Annotated in this window: 12 protein-coding genes and 7 tRNA genes; 17 read left to right on the top strand and 2 right to left on the bottom strand. The window is 44.9% G+C overall.

Annotation, left to right across the window (positions count from 1 at the left end; genetic code table 11):
• The first annotated feature begins 143 nt into the window (after positions 1-143).
• The 12 genes from CVD19_RS06655 (at position 144) to CVD19_RS06600 (ending at position 9,863) form a co-directional block, all read left to right on the top strand.
• Positions 144-219 (top strand) — tRNA-Phe (locus tag CVD19_RS06655).
• A 12-nt stretch (positions 220-231) separates the two neighbouring features.
• A tRNA-His gene (locus CVD19_RS06650) sits at positions 232-307 on the top strand.
• Between the two features lie 15 nt (positions 308-322).
• Positions 323-396 (top strand) — tRNA-Gly (locus CVD19_RS06645).
• Between the two features lie 6 nt (positions 397-402).
• Positions 403-479: transfer RNA gene (locus CVD19_RS06640), tRNA-Ile, on the top strand.
• Between the two features lie 14 nt (positions 480-493).
• Positions 494-568 (top strand) — tRNA-Asn (locus CVD19_RS06635).
• A gap of 3 nt (positions 569-571) precedes the next feature.
• Positions 572-662: transfer RNA gene (locus tag CVD19_RS06630), tRNA-Ser, on the top strand.
• Between the two features lie 3 nt (positions 663-665).
• Positions 666-737, top strand: a tRNA-Glu gene (locus tag CVD19_RS06625).
• Positions 738-1,927: 1,190 nt separating this feature from the next.
• On the top strand, positions 1,928-3,862 hold the full coding sequence (gene glgB, locus CVD19_RS06620; protein WP_101581085.1) for a 1,4-alpha-glucan branching protein GlgB: 1,935 nt from the start codon (positions 1,928-1,930) through the stop codon (positions 3,860-3,862).
• The gene (locus tag CVD19_RS06615; RefSeq protein ID WP_101581065.1) at positions 3,804-4,943 is read left to right on the top strand and encodes a glucose-1-phosphate adenylyltransferase; all 1,140 of its coding nucleotides are present in this window, start codon (positions 3,804-3,806) and stop codon (positions 4,941-4,943) included. The genes glgB and CVD19_RS06615 overlap by 59 nt, the downstream gene beginning before the upstream one ends.
• A gap of 36 nt (positions 4,944-4,979) precedes the next feature.
• On the top strand, positions 4,980-6,008 hold the full coding sequence (locus tag CVD19_RS06610; RefSeq protein ID WP_101581064.1) for a sugar phosphate nucleotidyltransferase: 1,029 nt from the start codon (positions 4,980-4,982) through the stop codon (positions 6,006-6,008).
• A complete protein-coding gene (glgA, locus tag CVD19_RS06605; RefSeq protein WP_101581063.1) occupies positions 6,005-7,456 on the top strand; it encodes a glycogen synthase GlgA in 1,452 nt (483 codons plus the stop codon). The genes CVD19_RS06610 and glgA overlap by 4 nt, the downstream gene beginning before the upstream one ends.
• Positions 7,446-9,863 (top strand): glycogen/starch/alpha-glucan phosphorylase, encoded by a 2,418-nt coding sequence (locus CVD19_RS06600; RefSeq protein WP_101581062.1) that lies wholly within the window; start codon positions 7,446-7,448, stop codon positions 9,861-9,863. The genes glgA and CVD19_RS06600 overlap by 11 nt, the downstream gene beginning before the upstream one ends.
• Before the next feature lie 120 nt (positions 9,864-9,983).
• On the opposite strand, the gene CVD19_RS06595 is transcribed toward CVD19_RS06600, so the two are convergent.
• Together CVD19_RS06595 and CVD19_RS06590 are read right to left on the bottom strand one after the other, a co-directional pair.
• A complete protein-coding gene (locus tag CVD19_RS06595) occupies positions 9,984-10,757 on the bottom strand; it encodes a TraR/DksA C4-type zinc finger protein (RefSeq protein WP_101581061.1) in 774 nt (257 codons plus the stop codon).
• Between the two features lie 118 nt (positions 10,758-10,875).
• Positions 10,876-11,808, bottom strand: a complete 933-nt coding sequence (locus tag CVD19_RS06590) for a 1,4-dihydroxy-2-naphthoate polyprenyltransferase (RefSeq protein WP_101581060.1) — start codon at positions 11,806-11,808, stop codon at positions 10,876-10,878.
• A 191-nt stretch (positions 11,809-11,999) separates the two neighbouring features.
• On the opposite strand from CVD19_RS06590, the gene CVD19_RS06585 reads away from it, so the two are divergent.
• The 5 genes from CVD19_RS06585 to CVD19_RS06565 all read left to right on the top strand — a co-directional run bounded on the left by CVD19_RS06585 (position 12,000) and on the right by CVD19_RS06565 (position 18,556).
• Positions 12,000-13,553: an isochorismate synthase gene (locus tag CVD19_RS06585; RefSeq protein ID WP_101581059.1), complete on the top strand. Its 1,554-nt coding sequence runs from the start codon at positions 12,000-12,002 to the stop codon at positions 13,551-13,553.
• Complete coding sequence (menD, locus tag CVD19_RS06580) at positions 13,550-15,301, top strand: 2-succinyl-5-enolpyruvyl-6-hydroxy-3-cyclohexene-1-carboxylic-acid synthase (protein WP_101581058.1); 1,752 nt, start codon at positions 13,550-13,552, stop codon at positions 15,299-15,301. The genes CVD19_RS06585 and menD overlap by 4 nt, the downstream gene beginning before the upstream one ends.
• Positions 15,298-16,107 carry a 2-succinyl-6-hydroxy-2,4-cyclohexadiene-1-carboxylate synthase gene (gene menH / locus CVD19_RS06575; RefSeq protein WP_101581057.1) on the top strand — a complete coding sequence of 270 codons (810 nt, stop codon included), beginning with the start codon at positions 15,298-15,300 and terminating at the stop codon, positions 16,105-16,107. The genes menD and menH overlap by 4 nt, the downstream gene beginning before the upstream one ends.
• A 14-nt stretch (positions 16,108-16,121) precedes the next feature.
• Entirely contained in the window at positions 16,122-16,940 is an 819-nt protein-coding gene (gene menB / locus CVD19_RS06570; RefSeq protein ID WP_101581056.1) for a 1,4-dihydroxy-2-naphthoyl-CoA synthase, read from the top strand.
• A 116-nt stretch (positions 16,941-17,056) separates the two neighbouring features.
• The gene (locus tag CVD19_RS06565) at positions 17,057-18,556 is read left to right on the top strand and encodes an o-succinylbenzoate--CoA ligase (protein ID WP_101581055.1); all 1,500 of its coding nucleotides are present in this window, start codon (positions 17,057-17,059) and stop codon (positions 18,554-18,556) included.
• Positions 18,557-18,568 lie beyond the last annotated feature (12 nt).

Here is an 18,568-nt window from a genome sequence, read left to right as displayed (position 1 = left end):
GGTTAACATGCCTGCCTGTCACGCAGGAGATCGCGGGTTCGATTCCCGTCGGGACCGCCATTTAAAACGATTATGTAGCTCAACCGGTAGGTCTTTTGAGCAAAGGTTGACCCGCAATTATGTTTAGGAACAATTATCAATAAGGCTCAGTAGCTCAGTCGGTAGAGCAAAGGACTGAAAATCCTTGTGTCGGCGGTTCGATTCCGTCCTGAGCCACCATCTATTATAATGGCGGTTATGGCGAAGTGGTTAACGCATCGGATTGTGGTTCCGACATACGTGGGTTCGATTCCCACTAGTCGCCCCATTAAACTCTGCATTTGCGGGTGTAGTTTAGTGGTAAAACTACAGCCTTCCAAGCTGTTGTCGTGGGTTCGATTCCCATCACCCGCTCCAAAAAATGGGCCTATAGCTCAGCTGGTTAGAGCGCACGCCTGATAAGCGTGAGGTCGATGGTTCGAGTCCATTTAGGCCCACCATTTTTATTTTTTATTCCGCAGTAGCTCAGTGGTAGAGCATTCGGCTGTTAACCGAACGGTCGCAGGTTCGAATCCTGCCTGCGGAGCCATATGGAGAAGTACTCAAGTGGCTGAAGAGGCGCCCCTGCTAAGGGTGTAGGTCGGGTAACCGGCGCGAGGGTTCAAATCCCTCCTTCTCCGCCATACGGCCCCTTGGTCAAGCGGTTAAGACACCGCCCTTTCACGGCGGTAACACGGGTTCGAATCCCGTAGGGGTCATCCTGAAAAAAGCTGTTGGCAATCGCCAGCAGCTTTTTTTATACATAGGATTATGCGCTCACGGTTTTTAACTGTGGGCTTTTTGTGTATTTATTATGTCTCTACTTACAGTAGCATCGCTAGGAAATCCTAAGTCTATACATCGTTCCCAACTTAACCATTACAGCACACTTAGGAAACTTATTAAACACGAATTCAAAACGCTTATCAAGGACTATCTTAGGCAAGCGATTTGTCTTTTAAAACTGCTATTTGACAAAATTGGGAATTCCTTGTATGAAAAGTCGACTGGAACCGGTTTATTGGACAAAATGCAGGAATCCCTATGCGAAAGTCGATAAGACTGGTCTAATAGACAAAATGAAGGAAATACTTAATTGAAAGGTCAATTACAACTAGTCTAATAGACAAAATAAAGGAATTCCTTGTGCGAAAAGTCGATAAGAACCGCTCTATTGGACTGAACAAAGGAAATCCTTGTGCGGAAAGTTGATAAGAACTGGTCTAATAGACAAAATGAGGAAGTCCTTGTGAGAAAAGTCGATAAGAAACTCGTCTAATAGACAAAATAAAGGAATTCCTTGTGAGAAAAGTCGATAAGAACGCTCTAATGGACTTATAAAGGAAGTCCCTGTGCGAAAAGTATATTAGCGCTTACATAGAGCACAGTTTATCAAGCCAAGTGGCTCCATCCTTTTCTTTAGGGGCCCATATGAACGAGAGATCGGCCACGCAAACTGTCTCGGTTTTGTCCTGCTGCACCATTATGAAGGCCACCTACCTACCTCGAAGCCTATGAAGCCTCCTAAATCAGGATCACCCTTTGTAAAAATAAATTTTCAACATTATTTTCAGTTGATTTCTAATGCTATTCAAGGGTAGCGACAGCTCTAGCATATTTCTATCCGGCGGGTTAATTCACACTTCTCTTTTTTCTCCTAGCAAATTTATATGTTCATCATATCCTTGCGATTTTCACCTTCAGCAGAGAGTTGTTGTTTGTTTTATTATGTCGAATGAAACGTTTTCTAATGTTGACAACATAAGAAATATGTAATGAATGCCCGCGCTAGGTATTAATTCACAATATTATGTCGAAAAATTAAAAAAATTTTTACAAGGAATATTTGAAAAAAACACGAATAGTAGTTTTAAGTCATTGAAAATCATTAGGAGATGGAAAAAGAGTGATGGTCATTAACCCAACAGAGTTTCAACTGCATTTATTTCATGAAGGTACACTGTATCACGCCTATGATTTATTTGGTGCACATGTCATCAAAAGGGATTCGAAAACATATACTCGTTTTTGTGTCTGGGCACCACAGGCTGAAAATGTAAGTCTTGTCGGTGATTTTAATAACTGGGATGGAGGGGAGCATCGCTTACAGAGGGTGAATAATGAAGGGGTATGGGTCATTTTCGTTGAATCCGATATGACAGGAGTCATATACAAATACGAAATTCATTCAACCACTGAGGAAAGGCTGTTGAAGGCAGATCCTTTCGGCTTTTATTCCGAGACCCGGCCAAATACTGCTTCAGTTGTTTATCCGCTGGAAGGCTACCAATGGAATGACCATAAGTGGATGCAGAAAAGAGAAAAATTGAATGCCCATTGTGAACCAATGTCCATCTATGAGGTGCATGCAGCTTCATGGAAAAAGGGGACGAATGGCAGGCTCCTTACCTACCGCGAACTTGCAGATGATTTAGTTCCTTACGTTGTGGCCCACGGATACACCCATATTGAATTGTTGCCTTTAACTGAGCATCCGCTCGACGACTCCTGGGGGTATCAGACAACAGGGTATTTTTGTGCAACCAGCAGATATGGCACCCCGCATGATCTAATGTATTTCATTGACCTGTGCCACCAAAATGGAATTGGCGTGATTTTGGACTGGGTTCCCGGCCATTTTTGCAAGGATAACCATGGCCTTTACCGGTTTGACGGCACCTTCGTGTATGAATACAAAAATGAGCACGACCGCGAAAATTATGTCTGGGGAACCGCAAACTTCGACCTGGGAAGGACGGAAGTACAGAGCTTTCTCATTTCAAGCGCTATTTTTTGGATTGATAAATATCATGTAGACGGCTTCAGGGTTGATGCGGTGGCAAATATCATCTATTGGCCTAATTCTGAAAAAGCTGAGAATCCCTATGGTATCGAGTTCCTGCAAAAACTTAATAAAACAGTTTTGGAATTTGAACCATCAGTACTTATGTTTGCAGAAGACTCCACCGACTGGCCGCAAGTAACAGCACCTGTCGAATATGGCGGGCTTGGATTTTCTTACAAGTGGAATATGGGCTGGATGAATGACATTTTAAAATACATGGAAGCTGACCCTTCTATGCGTGGATATCTCCATGACAAGGTGACCTTTTCACTTATGTATGCCTTCTCTGAGAATTTTGTTCTTCCATTGTCCCACGATGAGGTGGTACACGGAAAAAAATCCCTGCTAGATAAAATGCCGGGTGACTATTGGCGGAAATTTGCACAATTGCGATTGTTGCTTGGTTATTTGTATACCCATCCGGGAAAGAAGCTGACATTTATGGGGACAGAGCTTGGACATTTTGCTGAATGGAAGGATAAGGAAGAATTAGATTGGCATTTACTGGATTATGACTTGCATAAAAAGGCAAATGTTTATGGAAAGGATCTTTTAAAGATATATAAACGGTCGAAGCCTTTGTATGAACTGGACCATCGTTACGATGGCTTTGAATGGATTGATGCTGATAATCGGCATCAGTCGATCTTTTCATTCATCCGAAAGAGCATGGATCCGGAGACTTTTGTGATCGTTGTCTGCAATTTCACAGAAAAAGTATATACAAAATACAGGGTTGGTGTTCCTCAGCAAGGCAGTTACCGTGAAATCTTGAACAGTGATATGGAAATTTATGGGGGATCGGGAGTGATCAATAAAAAGGTGTTGAACACTTCTGGCATTGAATTTCACGGAAAGCCGTTCTCGGTAGAAATGAACATACCACCATTTGGCATATCGATATTGCGCCCTGTGAAGCGAAGAAAGGAGAGGAAAACCGATGACAAAGAAAAAGTGCGTAGCAATGCTGTTGGCAGGAGGAAAGGGAAGCAGGCTTAATACACTAACCAAGAATTTGGCAAAACCGGCCGTTCCGTTTGGGGGGAAGTATCGGATCATCGACTTTCCGCTGAGCAATTGCACGAATTCCGGCATCAATACTGTAGGAGTTTTGACACAGTATGAACCACTTGTGCTTAATTCATATATCGGGATTGGAAGCGCATGGGATCTCGACAGAAAAGATGGGGGAGTGACCGTCCTTCCGCCATACAGTGCATCTTCGGAAGTTAAATGGTATACAGGCACGGCCAGTGCAATTTATCAAAATTTGACCTACCTTTATCAATATGACCCTGAATATGTACTGATCTTGTCCGGTGACCATATTTATAAAATGAACTATGAGCATATGCTTGATTACCATATCAGCAGGCAGGCTGACGCTACCATTTCGGTCATTGAAGTTCCATGGGCCGAAGCGAGCAGATTCGGTATCATGAATACCGATGATGACATGAATATCGTTGAATTTGATGAGAAACCTCAAAATCCTCGAAATAACCTTGCCTCCATGGGGATATATATCTTCAATTGGAAAATACTTAAACAATTTTTGGAAATGGATGACCGCAATCCGCAATCAAGCCATGATTTTGGAAAGGATATTATTCCTTTGATGCTTGAAGAAAAGAAAAAATTAGTCGCTTACCCTTTCAAGGGCTATTGGAAGGATGTCGGGACTGTCCAAAGTTTATGGGAAGCTAATATGGATTTGCTGGATGAAAATTGCGAGCTCAACTTATTTGATTATTCCTGGCGCATCTATTCAGTGAACCCAAATCAGCCGCCCCAATACATTTCACCTTATGCACAGGTGTCAGAGTCCCTTGTAAACGAGGGATGTACGATTGAGGGAACTGTGGAAAAATCCGTGTTGTTCCATTGTGTAACGGTTGAACCGGGAGCCATTGTAAAACAGGCTGTCATCATGCCGGACGCAGTGATAGGGCGCAACTGCTATATAGAAAAGGCCATTATTTCTTCAGGTGTCAGGGTTCCCGATGGAACTGTGATCAGGCCAAAATCTAATTCAGATGAAATAACGCTTGTTTCCGAGGAAGCTGTCACTGCAATGTAAGCAACACCAAAAAAACACAACAGGAGGGGATTGAAAATGAATAAGCGGTTGCTTGGTGTAATCGATGCGACAACTTTCCATGAAGATTTAGAAGAACTGATCGTTCACCGCTCTGTTGCAGCTGTCCCATTTGGCGGCAGATACCGGCTAATCGATTTTGTGCTTTCAAATATGGTTAATTCAGGAATAGAGAGTGTCGCAATTTTCCCGAAGTTTCAATACCGGTCCTTAATGGACCATCTGGAGTCAGGAAAAAACTGGGACCTCAACAGGAAACGGGATGGGTTGTTTTTCTTTCCTTCACCGAATTTAGATGTGCCGTTCAGGGGAATAGGTTCACTTGAACATTTTGCTGCCAATATTGATTATTTTTATCGAAGCACCCAGAAATATACGTTGATTGCTAATTGTTATACCGTATTTAATATGGATTTCAAGCCGCTTTTAAGATGGCATATTGAATCGGACTGCGACATAACCGAGGTGCGCCAAGGCGGAAAATCCCTTAACATGTATCTGCTGAAAACCTCGCTGTTAATCGACCTGATCGAGTCCCGGCAACAAACAGGGTATTACAGCATAAGAGATGCGGTGTCAGATCTTGACAGCCAGTTTAAGCTTTGTTCTTATGAGTACAGTGGTTATGCGAAAATGATCGACTCGATCGAAGAATACTTTTCTGCCAGCATGAGCCTCCTTAAGCCTGAAATATGGAATCAGTTGTTTACTAAAGAACGGCCGATATTTACAAAAGTAAAAGATGAACCGCCTGCAAGATATTCACGTGCTGCTGTTGTTAAAAATTCGATAATAGCAAACGGAGGGATCATCGAAGGGCAAGTGGAGAACAGCATACTTGCCAGGGGAGTAAAAATAGGAAGAGGTTCCATCGTAAGAAACAGCATAATTATGCAAAAATCCCAGATTGGTGAAAATTGTGTCCTAGATTCAGTAATCCTTGATAAAGATGTGAAAATTGAGCCAGGTACGATGTTGGCCGGACCCTCACATTCTCCGATCGTGATCCGCAAAGGCACGGTGCAGGGAGCAGTGATGAACTCGTGAAAGTATTATTTGTTGTTTCCGAGTGTGTACCGTTTGTTAAATCAGGAGGGCTTGCCGATGTAGCAGGCTCCCTGCCAAGAGAACTGAAAAAACTGGGCACCGATGTCCGGGTCGTTTTGCCAAAATACAGTGCAATTTCGGAAGAATTCAGGAACAAAACGAATAAAATAGTGGAATTCAATGTCCAGGTTGGCTGGAGAAGCCAATACTGCGGCATTGAGCAGGCAGAATACGATGGCGTCACCTATTACTTTATCGATAATGAATACTATTTTAAGCGCGGGCGCCTTTATGGCGAGTTTGATGATGGCGAAAGGTTTGCTTTTTTTAACAGGGCCGTTCTTGAGAGCCTGGCCAATATAGACTTTTATCCGGATGTATTGCACTGCCATGACTGGCATGCCGGGTTTATTCCATTTTTATTAAGGACGGAATATTACAAAAGGCCTGGGTATGGATTTATCAAGACCGTGTTTACGATTCATAATCTGCAATTCCAGGGAATTTTCCCCGCCGAGATTGTCTGGAATTTACTAGGGATTCATTCCCACTATTTTAATGAGGATCAACTTGAATTCTATGGAAACACAAATTTCATGAAGGCAGCGCTAATAGCAGCGGACAAAATCACCACGGTCAGTCCCACCTATATGGAGGAAATCCAGACGCCTTATTTCGGTGAAAAACTGGATGGGATCCTGCGTATGCGGCAATCCGATTTGGCAGGAATTTTAAATGGGATTGATGATGAGATCTACAATCCAGTAACCGATGAATTTCTAAAAAGTACATTCAGTTCCAAGGATCACAGGCAAAGAAAGCACAATAAGCTTGATATCCAAAGATTTGTCGGATTTCCAGAAAATGAAAAAGTGCCTCTTATTGCCGTTATTTCAAGGCTGACGAAACAAAAAGGCGTTGAGTTGATTAAAGGTGTTTTTCATGAAATGATGGCAACCGGAGTGCAATTCATTGTTTTAGGAACCGGGGACCATGAGTTTGAAGGCTTTTTCAGGGAAATGGCCCACTACTATCCGAGGCAGTGTAAAGCCATAATTGGTTTCGATGAGGGACTTGCCCACAGAATTTATGCAGGGGCCGATTTATTTCTGATGCCGTCCAAGTTTGAGCCATGCGGCCTGAGCCAAATGATCGCGATGAGGTATGGAGCGGTGCCAATAGTCAGGGAAACTGGCGGACTTAATGATACGGTCCAATCCTACAATGAAGCAACAGGTGAGGGCAACGGCTTTTCATTTAAAAACTTTAATGCCCATGACATGCTTTATACGATAGAAAGGGCAATAAGGTTTTATCGAGATGAAGATACATGGAACCGGCTCGTCAGCAAAGTGATGGCACTTGACTATAGTTGGAGCAAATCCGCTTATAAATACAATCAGCTCTATTCAGACCTGGCCTCAAGGAGTGAAACGCATGTTTTCTAGTGTAACCGAATTCAAGGCGGCATTTCAAAAAAAGCTTGAAATGAATTGCGGCAAAAGCTTCAAAGAAAGCACAGTGAGGGACCAGTTCCACACTCTTGGGATCATGATCCGTGAGCATGTGAGCACTGACTGGATAAAGACAAATGAACAATACCGGACAATGGACGGCAAGCAGGTGTATTATTTATCTATCGAGTTCTTGCTGGGCAGGCTGTTGCGCCAAAATTTAATTAATCTTGGAATTGAGGAAACCGTACAAAACGGGCTTAAAGAATTAGGAATCGACTTAGACGAGCTGGAGGAAGCTGAATCGGATGCGGGACTTGGCAATGGGGGACTCGGCCGGCTGGCTGCCTGTTTCCTGGATTCGCTTGCCTCGTTAAATCTGGCCGGCCACGGCTGTGGCATCAGGTATAAGCTGGGCCTGTTTGAGCAGAAAATCGTCAACGGTTATCAAGTCGAACTTCCGGAACAATGGTTAAGGCATGGGAATGTGTGGGAAGTGAGAAAACCAGAAGCTGCAGAAGAAATTCCATTCTGGGGAAGGGTGGAGAGCTACTATGAAAACGGGCGCCTCCAGTTTCGCCATCTGCATGCAGAAACTGTAGCGGCCGTACCCTATGACCTGCCGGTAATGGGGTATAAAACAGGGACCGTCAACACTTTGAGGTTATGGAGTGCAGAGCCTTCGCCATATCCAACCCATAAAGATGTATTGAAGTATAAGAAGGAAACAGAGTCAATCTCAGAACTGTTATATCCCGATGACACGCATGATGAAGGCAAGATCCTAAGGCTAAAGCAACAATATTTTCTGGTAGCGGCAAGCCTGCGGTCGATTGTCCGAGAATACCAAAAACAGCACGGCTCTTTGCTGGATTTGCATGAACACATCAGCATCCATATAAACGATACACATCCGGCGCTCGCCGTGCCTGAATTGATGCGAATCTTAATGGATGATGTGGGCGTAGGCTGGGACAAAGCATGGCATGTGACCAAAAATACGATCGCGTATACAAACCACACAACTATGTCCGAAGCGTTGGAGAAATGGCCTGTCAGAATCTTTCAGCCGCTGCTGCCCCGTATCTATATGATCATTAACGAAATCAATGAACGCCATTGCCGTGCTTTATGGGAAAAATATCCCGGAGACTGGCAAAGGATCAGGGACATGGCAGTTATCGCCTACGATGAGGTCAGGATGGCCCCGCTTGCCATTGTCGGGAGCCATAGTGTAAATGGAGTGGCCAAGCTGCATACTGAAATCTTGAAAAACCGGGAAATGAAGCTTTTTTACGAAAATGAACCTAACAAGTTCAACAATAAAACGAATGGCATTACCCACAGGAGATGGCTGCTTAAAGCCAATCCGTCCCTTGCAAAGCTAATATCTGAAGGAATAGGGCCTGACTGGCTCGAGTTTCCGGAAAAAATGTCTGGACTCATAAAATACAGTGGAAACCGTGCGTTTTTGGAGCAGCTTAACAAAATTAAGCAGGCGAACAAAGATAAACTGGCAACGACCATATTTGAAAAAACAGGTGTCGCGGTTGACACTGCATCCATTTTCGATGTCCAGGTAAAAAGGCTGCACGCATATAAACGGCAACTGTTGAATGTCCTCCATATCATGCATTTGTATAACAGGCTTAAGGAAGAGCCGGATTTCTACCTATACCCGCGTACATTTATTTTTGGGGCAAAAGCCTCTCCTGGCTATTACTATGCAAAAAAAATTATTAAACTTATTAACTCTGTTGCTGAAAAAGTAAATAATGACCCTGATGTGAATGAAAAGCTGAAGGTCATTTTTCTCGAAAACTATCGAGTATCCCTCGCAGAGGAAATCTTTCCGGCATCAGACATAAGCGAGCAGATTTCAACTGCAAGCAAGGAAGCATCAGGGACAGGAAACATGAAGTTTATGATGAACGGAGCTTTAACGGTAGGAACGCTTGATGGTGCCAATGTTGAAATTACCGAGAGGGTAGGCCGGGGCAATATCTTCCTGTTCGGGCTTAGTGCCGAAGAGGTACTCAATTATCAAAACAATGGCGGTTACCATTCGGTGGAATACTATCATCATGATGAGCGAATCCGCCAGGTGGTGGAACAGCTGGTCAATGGGTTTTTCGCAGATTCCTATGATGAATTCATGCCGATTTACGATTCATTGCTTGCTCAGAACGACCAGTATTTTGTGCTTCGCGATTTTGCTTCATACGCCGATGTACATGAGGACGTCAGCAGGAAATATGACGATCAGCAAAGCTGGCTGAAAATGAGCCTGGCCAACATTTCCGAGTCCGGATACTTTTCCAGTGACCGGACAATACGTGAATATGCAGATGAGATATGGAAGCTGCAGCCTGTATCAAAAGAAACAGTGGGGATTAACTGATTTTTTTTAGCACTGATGGACAAGCTGTATTGGCGGTTTCTTTATCGAGATATCCACTAATCTAATAAAACCCGGCAGACATTGATATACAGTCTGCCGGGTTTTGTTGATAGATTAAAATTATCGTTTGCCGTCTTCATTTTTATCTTCTTCAATATAGCTGTCCTTCTGTTTGTAGGGGATGTTTCCGAGCTGTGATTCCATGCCGGAATCATCAAGCATGTCTTCATATTCATCTTTTTTTCGGGCTTCAAACACTTGCCGTTCATTTCCTTTTATATCTGTAGCTGCAAACGATTCATAATCCTCGGTAAATCCATCATTACTTTCGCTGTCCTGGTATAGGCTGTCATAATCTGAACGATCCCCATCTGCCATGTCAGCGGGAGTTTCCGATGTTCCAAACTGGGCAACGTCCTGGAAGCTGTCTTCATTGTCGGCCATTTCCGCATTCTGCCTGCGCTGAAATTGTGAATTATGGGTCTGTTCAAGAACATCTTCCTCAACCGGCCTGTTCCTGGATATATTTTGATCAGGAGTGTGCTGTAAACAGTACAGGGTGTACGGCACCGCTTCTAGTCGTTCAAACAGGATCTCTTTTTCACAGACGGCACACCTCCCATAGCTCCCCTCTTCGATCGCTTTTAGGGCATCATTGATTTTCTCGAGCTGATCCCCATGGTGTTCATCCATCGCTAAATTTTTGCTTCGTTCAAAAAGTTCAGTCCCGCTGTCTGCGGGATGGTTGTCATAAAGGGATATTTCTCCAGTAGCGTCCCTTGTACTCCCGTCCAGATAGCCTTCCTCATGATTTCTGTCGACCTGGTCTTCAAGTGCCTGTTTTTCCTCTTCAAGCATCGCCTTAAGCCTTTTTATCTGATCCTTCTTTAACATCAAATCACATCCTCTTTTGTGTCTATGGATTTACAGTAATAGTATTTGATACCCTGTCTTATCTCTAGAAAACATACAAAAAGCTTCCGCCTATCGGCGAAAGCTTTTGTATGGCGGATTATAGAATGTAGGCGATGAATAAACCGATCGACAGCAGGAACCCAAATATTGTGTTGGTTTGCGCGGTCGCCTTCATTGCGGGCATCATTTGCAATGGATTGGATTTGCCGATAAAACCTTTAACGGCGGCGTATGCCTTCGGAATGCTTAACCCGGCTATAGCGAGCCATGGTGAAATTGTCCCGGTTAAAATCAGCACCGCAACCCAGATGTATGAAATGATGAACATTCCCGCGAGCAATGTAATCGCATTTTTCCTTCCGACAAGAATGGCGAGCGTCTTCCTTCCAAACTCTTTGTCTCCATCCAGGTCGCGGATGTTATTGGATAAAAGGATGGCTCCAACAAGGAGGAAGCTTGGAATGGAAACGAGCACACTCGTCGTTGTGACCGTTCCAGTCTGGATAAAGAATGATATCAAAATGATCAACAGTCCCATGAAAAAGCCTGCGACAATTTCACCGAATGGTGTATAAGCTATAGGCACCGGGCCGCCGGTATACAGGTAACCCGCAGCAAGACAGACCAAACCGACCAATGCAAGCCACCAGCTGGTGTTCGCGCATATATATACTCCCAACAGCGTTGACACGCCGTACAACCCAAAGGCGAGGTTGAGGATCGTGCGCGGCTTGATGCCGTGACGGACAATTGCGCCGCCTATGCCGATTGACTCTTCGGTATCAAGGCCTCTTTTAAAATCATAATACTCATTAAACATATTCGTAGCGGCCTGGATTAAGAGGCTCGCAATGAGCATTGCGGCAAAAAGGCCAAAATGGATATCACCATTTTCTATTGCAAGAGCGGTGCCAAGCAGAACCGGGGCGAATGCTGCAGTTAGGGTATGAGGCCTTGTCAATTGCCACCAGACTCTCCACCCATTATCGCGAAAAGTTGGTGAAGAATCAGGCTGTATCTGTGTTTGCATTTATCTTTCTCTCCCTTTAATCAATAATTTCGGGGTTTCCTTGCTAAAATGAACAGAAACTGTCAAAAAGGCAACAGAATCCTTGACAGAATTCGTTTACAATATTAAGTGTAGGTTTTCACATAAAACATGTCAATCTCTATTTCCATAGTTGAATGGGTCATTTTTCCTTGCTGTTGGAGAGCGTACAAATGTTTGAAGCAGTGAAATATATAATAAGGAAAAGACTAGGTGCCTGTGTGACCAATCTTATTGACAGAGTGAAATATGAGGTGTATCTTAAAATAAGTTTGAAAACGTATGATAACAGGTCAAAGGCTGTTATTGGGGGGATTTATTTGGTTACCATTCAAGATACGGAACTAAGGGAAGGAATTCTCACAGCAATAGACAGGGCCAAAGCAATTTCTCGATCCGTTTTAGTGAGTGAGATTCAAAAAATAGACAGGATAGACCCTTTCTTCTTTTTTACAGCTGGAAGGGATGCATTTCTTGGTGAACGCTTCTTCTGGAAAGACCCTGCCGGCGATCATGTACTAGCGGGGCTTGGCATATGTAAACAAATCCAATCGGATCAGGCTTCTGACCGCTTTTTTGTTGTGGAAAAGAACTGGAACGAATTTTTGGAAAATGCAATCATCCATAATCCATATAAAGTGAATGGAACAGGTCCTGCGATGTTCGGCGGGTTTTCTTTTGATCCCTTAAAAGAAAAAACATCACTGTGGTCTAAATTTGCAGATTCTTTGTTCCATATTCCGAAATATATGCTTAGCGTGATTGATGGGGAGGCATATTTTACCACGAATGTTGTTTGCACTCCGCATGACGATAAAACCCTGTATGAAAAGATCATCACAGAGAGACAGGCAATCGTGTCACGATCTGATAATTACACACCATTTTCCCAGCCTGAATTAGGCAATAAGGAGGAAATAGCCCCGGAATCGTGGAAGAAAGCGGTGGAGGAAGTAGTTGCCACTCTCGGCAGCGGGGAATTGAAAAAGGTTGTCTTGGCGAGGGAACTGAAACTGTACTTCCGGGATGAAATATATATTGAAGCTGTCCTCGAACGCTTGATTCAGGAACAGCAGGAAAGTTTCATTTTTGCTTTCGAATCAAACGGGGATTGCTTCATTGGCGCCACACCCGAAAGGCTTCTGAAAAAAAATGAATCAGGCGTCTTTTCTGCCTGCCTGGCCGGATCGACCGCACGGGGGAAAACACCAGAAGAGGACCGTTTTCTCGGGGATTCCCTCTTAAATGACGAGAAGAATTTAATTGAACACCAATATGTTGTTGAAATGATCAGTGAAGCGATGAGGCAAACTTGCGATGAAGTCGTCTTGCCCAATAAACCTCAACTGATGAAGATGAAATACATCCAACATTTATATACTCCAGTTTTAGGAAAAAACCGTGACGGGACATCCTTGCTGCAGATTGCAGGCCGCCTGCATCCGACGCCAGCATTGGGAGGCCTGCCACAACAGCTGGCTGTTGAAAAAATCAGGGATGTCGAGAAGCTTGACAGGGGAATGTATGCAGCTCCCATTGGCTGGATGGATTATGAAGGCAATGGAGAATTTGCGGTTGCCATCCGTTCAGGATTATTAAAAGGCAGGGAAGCTTCGCTTTTTGCAGGCTGCGGCATTGTCGCAGACTCAGACCCTGATAATGAATATACCGAAACTAACATAAAATTTCGCCCTATGTTATCGGCACTTGGAGGAAAAAGCAGATGAACCATCAAGAAGGTCTAACGGCATATCTTTCAGCTTTTGTTGCTGAACTCGCCACTGCCGGTGTTACCGATGTTGTAATAAGCCCGGGTTCCCGATCTACTCCTCTTGCCATGATTATTGCAGAGCATCCGGATCTCCGGGTCCACGTCCAGATAGATGAAAGGTCTGCCGGTTTTTTTGCGCTCGGGGTTGCCAAGGCTTCCAAAAAACCGGCTGCATTGCTTTGTACATCCGGTACAGCTGCAGCCAATTATTTTCCAGCTATCATTGAGGCAAGCATTTCCCGGGTTCCTTTAATCGTCATGACGGCGGACAGGCCTCATGAACTTCGGGATGTAGGTGCCCCGCAGGCGATTGACCAAATCAATCTGTACGGAAAAAATGTCAAATGGTTTGTGGAAATGGCACCCCCTGAAAACACTGAAGACATGATCCGCTATGCCAGGACAGTTTGTGCCAGGGCAGCTGCAACTGCCATCGGTTACCCGGCAGGGCCGGTGCATTTAAACTTCCCCCTGCGGGAGCCGTTGATTCCGGAATTGCATGAGCATTTATTTGAAAGTGCGGAACGTACAAGCGGGTATGTCGAAATCCTTCCTGGAAAATTGACTATGCACGAGGGGATCTTCAAAAAAATTGCTGAACAAATGAATTCCTTTAAAAACGGAATCATTGTGTGCGGGCCGATCGAAGAGGAAGGATTTGCTGAAGCGGTTATTGATCTCGCCGATGCACTCAAGTTTCCGGTACTTTCGGATCCTTTATCCCAACTGAGAAGCCGGAAGCAGAGTTCAGATTTAACCATTGATGCCTACGACACCTTTTTGCGAAGTGAAGAGGCGAGGAATGCACTTAAGCCGGACTTGATCATCCGATTCGGAGCTATGCCGGTTTCAAAAGCCCTGACAACATATATAAAAGAAAACAGGAACGCCCGCCAATTAGTGATTGACGGAGGTGGGGGCTGGCGTGATCCAGGAATTACTGCCACAGAAATGATTTACTGTGATGAAACCCAGTTCTGCCAATCAGTCTCCATGTATGTAGACCGCCGAACTACTTCACCGCAGCTGGAAAAGTGGCAGACAATTAACGCCCTCACAAAGGACAAGCTTTCTTCAATCCGGGATGTAACAGAGTTAAGTGAAGGCAAGCTATTCTTTCAGCTGGCCGACATGCTTCCCGAAGGGGCCACGTTGTTTGTCGGGAACAGCATGCCAATCCGTGACCTGGATACGTTTTTTCATTTGAATGGAAAGAACATCCGTGTCATGGCAAACCGGGGAGCAAATGGGATCGATGGAACCATTTCCACTGCCCTAGGTGCCGCTACAGTTTCCCAGCCTTTGTACCTTGTTGTCGGAGACCTGACCTTTTACCATGACTTGAATGGATTGCTTGCAGCCAAAATGCACAACATCGACATAAATATACTGCTGATCAATAATAATGGCGGCGGGATTTTTTCATTCCTGCCTCAGGCTGACCATCCGAAGCATTTTGAAGTTCTGTTCGGAACACCGGTTGACCTGGATTTTAAACATGCCGTCAAGATGTACAATGGCTCCTATGAAAAGGCAGAGGACTGGAACCATTTTACCGTGGTGATGAATCAATTCAAGGAGAGGAGCGGCTTAAAAGTAGTGGAAGTTACGACAGCAAGAGACTCCAATCTTCAAGAGCATCGAGAATTGTGGAATTCTGTTTCCCGGGAAATGACAAGTTGGCTGTCCGGAGAACCTCAATGAATTTTTTAATCAATGGAGTAGACTATCATGTGGAGGTATGCGGAGACGGGCATCCGCTTGTGTTGCTGCATGGGTTTACTGGTGCGGCTTCTAACTGGAAGCCGTTCTGCCCTGTATGGGGAGCCCATTCACAATTATGGATGGTTGACCTTATCGGCCATGGAAAAACAGATAGCCCTCCAGAACCGGAAAGGTATGGAATCATATCAGCGGCCAACGATTTAAACACGCTCCTTGATGAAGCAGGTGTTGAAAGAGTTGATTTGTTGGGTTATTCAATGGGAGGAAGGCTTGCGACCACGTTTGCATGCATGTACCCGCACCGAGTAAGGAAACTGGTTCTTGAAAGTACAACACCAGGGTTGAAAACTGAAAGCGAGAGACAGGCGAGAAAAATGCAGGACCAGAAGCTTGCAAACACCATTATGTCAGAGGGAATAGAACGTTTTGTGGACTATTGGGAAGGCATTCCTCTATTCAGAACGCAAAAGCGCCTTCCCCGGCCTGTCAGGGAACGTATAAGAGGGCAGAGGCTTATGAACAATCCATTTGGGCTCTCCGGGAGCCTGCTCGGGATGGGAACAGGCTCGCAGCCTTCATGGTGGGGAGAACTGGAAAAGCTGCAGTGCCATACCCTGTTATTAACAGGCTCACTTGATGAAAAATTTAGTGGCATAGCTGGCGAAATGGCGAATTTGTTCCCAAGGAGCGCATGGAAAATAATAAATGGCTGTGGGCATGCAATTCATGTGGAAGAACCCTCAATATTTGGTACAATAGTAAGTGAGTTTTTATCCACAACATAAAGGAGGAATCTTATATGGCAGTAGAATGGGTAGCCGGACGCAATTATGAAGATATTATTTATGAAACATATAATGGCATAGCCAAAATCACGATTAACCGTCCAGAAGTACATAACGCATTCCGCCCGAAAACAGTCATGGAGCTGATTGATGCGTTTGCTTACGCACGCGATGATTCGAATGTCGGTGTGATCATTTTAACCGGGGCTGGCGATAAGGCATTTTGTTCAGGCGGGGACCAGAAAGTGCGTGGCCATGGAGGCTATGTTGGAGAGGATGACATCCCGCGTCTGAATGTCCTTGACCTTCAGCGTCTAATCCGTGTAATTCCGAAGCCGGTGATTGCAATGGTCAAGGGTTATGCAATTGGCGGGGGGCACGTCCTTCATATTGTCTGTGATCTTACAATTGCTGCGGACAACGCAGTTTTCGGACAGACCGGTCCTAAGGTCGGCAGCTTTGATGCCGGATATGGATCAGGATATCTGGCAAGAATCGTCGGCCACAAAAAAGCCCGCGAAATCTGGTATCTGTGCCGACAGTATAACGCCCAGGAAGCTCTTGATATGGGACTTGTCAATACCGTCGTTCCCCTTGACCAGGTTGAGGAAGAAACAGTTAAATGGTGTGAAGAAATTCTTGAAAAGAGCCCGACGGCGATCCGTTTCCTGAAAGCCGCTTTCAACGCGGATACTGACGGCCTTGCAGGAATCCAGCAGTTTGCCGGCGATGCCACATTGCTCTATTACACAACTGATGAAGCAAAAGAAGGCAGGGATGCTTTCAAGGAAAAGCGGAAGCCAGACTTCGGCCAATTCCCGCGTTTCCCTTGATCGTATAGCCTGCGATCGAAACTTGCAAAACAAAGTGATTATATACACTTACAGAAGACAGCTTGGTGGGTTTCCATCAGGCTGTTTTCGTATCGTGAAGAAGGTGGGGAAAGCATATGGGACAACGAATGCCAAACTGGCTAAAAAAGCGGGCTGAACTGACTCCTGACCGTCCAGCTGTATTGTATGAGGGCCGCTGGTTCTCGTTCAAAGAATTATTTAACAGGGCTTCACTGGCATCGGGCCAACTGGCAGCTGCCGGGTTAAGCAAGGGCACGCCAACTGCCGTGCTTCTCTCCAACCATGTGGAAACAGTAATTTTACTTTTTGCCATGCAAATGATGGGTGTAAGGACAGTTATTTTAAACAATCGGCTTTCTTCTGAAGAGCTTGTCTGGCAGATCAAGGATTCGGAGTCGGTTTTCTTAGTAACGGAATCTGCTTTTGGCAGCCGCATTGATGAAATCAGCCCAGTGGTGTCCAACAATACGCAAATCGTGGTAAAAGAAAAACTGTTCATGATGGAGCCATCCTCAGCCGTACTTTTGGAAGAATACGATTTGGACGATGTCTCGACCATAATGTACACGTCCGGCACCACAGGGAATCCGAAAGGGGTTATGCAAACATACGGCAACCACTGGTGGAGTGCTGTCGGTTCGGCCCTGAACATCGGGATGATGGAATCTGACAGATGGCTTTGCGCCGTGCCCCTGTTTCATATCAGCGGTTATTCAATCCTTATGCGGAGCCAGATTTATGGAATAGGCATCAGTCTGCACAGGTCTTTTGACGAAGAAAAGGTGATCGAAGATATTGAACAGAATCATATTTCAATCATGTCTGTGGTGAGCACGATGCTCTCCAGGATACTGGAAAAACTGGAGCATAAACGTCTGCCTTCCGGGTTCAGGTGCATGCTTTTGGGCGGAGGCCCCGCGCCATTGCCACTACTTGAAAAAAGCCTGGAAAAACACATTCCGGTCTTTCAGACATATGGAATGACAGAAACATCATCACAGTTTGCGACCCTTTCCCCGGAATACAGTATCGACAAGCTGGGCTCTGCAGGCAAGGTACTGTTTCCCAACCAGATAAAAATTGCCGGGCCAGAAGGAACAGCCCTTCCACCAAATGCCGAAGGGGAAATAGTTGTTAAGGGGCCAAATGTAACGGCCGGGTACTGGAACCGGGAGGACGAAACAAGTTTGAAAATCCGGGATGGCTGGCTTACAACGGGTGATATAGGCTATATGGATGTTGAAGGGTTTCTGTATGTACTCGACAGGAGGTCTGATTTGATCATTTCAGGGGGGGAAAATATTTATCCCGCTGAGGTCGAGGGGGTGCTCCTGTCCCATCCTGGCATAGTAGACGCCGGGGTGATTGGCATCGGTGATATTGAATGGGGACAGGTTCCGGTCGCTTTCTTAGTAAAACAAGCCGGCTCGGAAGTTGATGCCCAAGAACTGCTCTCCTTTTGCCAGCAGAAGCTGGCTAAGTACAAAATGCCAAAAAAATATTATTTTATCGATGAACTGCCACGCAATGCCTCAAAAAAATTGCTCAGGAGGAAACTGCGTGACTGGCTTGAACAAGGTAATAATCCATTTTAAAACAAAAAACAG

Source organism: Bacillus sp. T33-2 (genome assembly GCF_002860205.1).
Lineage (GTDB): Bacteria > Bacillota > Bacilli > Bacillales > Cytobacillaceae > T33-2.
Note: the sequence above shows the minus strand (reverse complement) of the source record. Positions and strands in the feature narration are given on the sequence as shown.

What these genes read in the sequence shown, in the direction of transcription:
- menB (WP_101581056.1), top strand. Translation starts at nt 16,122, where the DNA reads ATGGCAGTAGAATGGGTAGCCGGACGCAATTATGAAGATATTATTTAT.
- menD (WP_101581058.1), top strand. Translation starts at nt 13,550, where the DNA reads ATGAACCATCAAGAAGGTCTAACGGCATATCTTTCAGCTTTTGTTGCT.
- menH (WP_101581057.1), top strand. Translation starts at nt 15,298, where the DNA reads ATGAATTTTTTAATCAATGGAGTAGACTATCATGTGGAGGTATGCGGA.
- CVD19_RS06610 (WP_101581064.1), top strand. Translation starts at nt 4,980, where the DNA reads ATGAATAAGCGGTTGCTTGGTGTAATCGATGCGACAACTTTCCATGAA.
- CVD19_RS06565 (WP_101581055.1), top strand. Translation starts at nt 17,057, where the DNA reads ATGGGACAACGAATGCCAAACTGGCTAAAAAAGCGGGCTGAACTGACT.
- CVD19_RS06590 (WP_101581060.1), bottom strand. Translation starts at nt 11,808, where the DNA reads ATGCAAACACAGATACAGCCTGATTCTTCACCAACTTTTCGCGATAAT.
- CVD19_RS06615 (WP_101581065.1), top strand. Translation starts at nt 3,804, where the DNA reads ATGACAAAGAAAAAGTGCGTAGCAATGCTGTTGGCAGGAGGAAAGGGA.
- CVD19_RS06585 (WP_101581059.1), top strand. Translation starts at nt 12,000, where the DNA reads ATGTTTGAAGCAGTGAAATATATAATAAGGAAAAGACTAGGTGCCTGT.
- glgB (WP_101581085.1), top strand. Translation starts at nt 1,928, where the DNA reads ATGGTCATTAACCCAACAGAGTTTCAACTGCATTTATTTCATGAAGGT.
- CVD19_RS06600 (WP_101581062.1), top strand. Translation starts at nt 7,446, where the DNA reads ATGTTTTCTAGTGTAACCGAATTCAAGGCGGCATTTCAAAAAAAGCTT.
- CVD19_RS06595 (WP_101581061.1), bottom strand. Translation starts at nt 10,757, where the DNA reads ATGTTAAAGAAGGATCAGATAAAAAGGCTTAAGGCGATGCTTGAAGAG.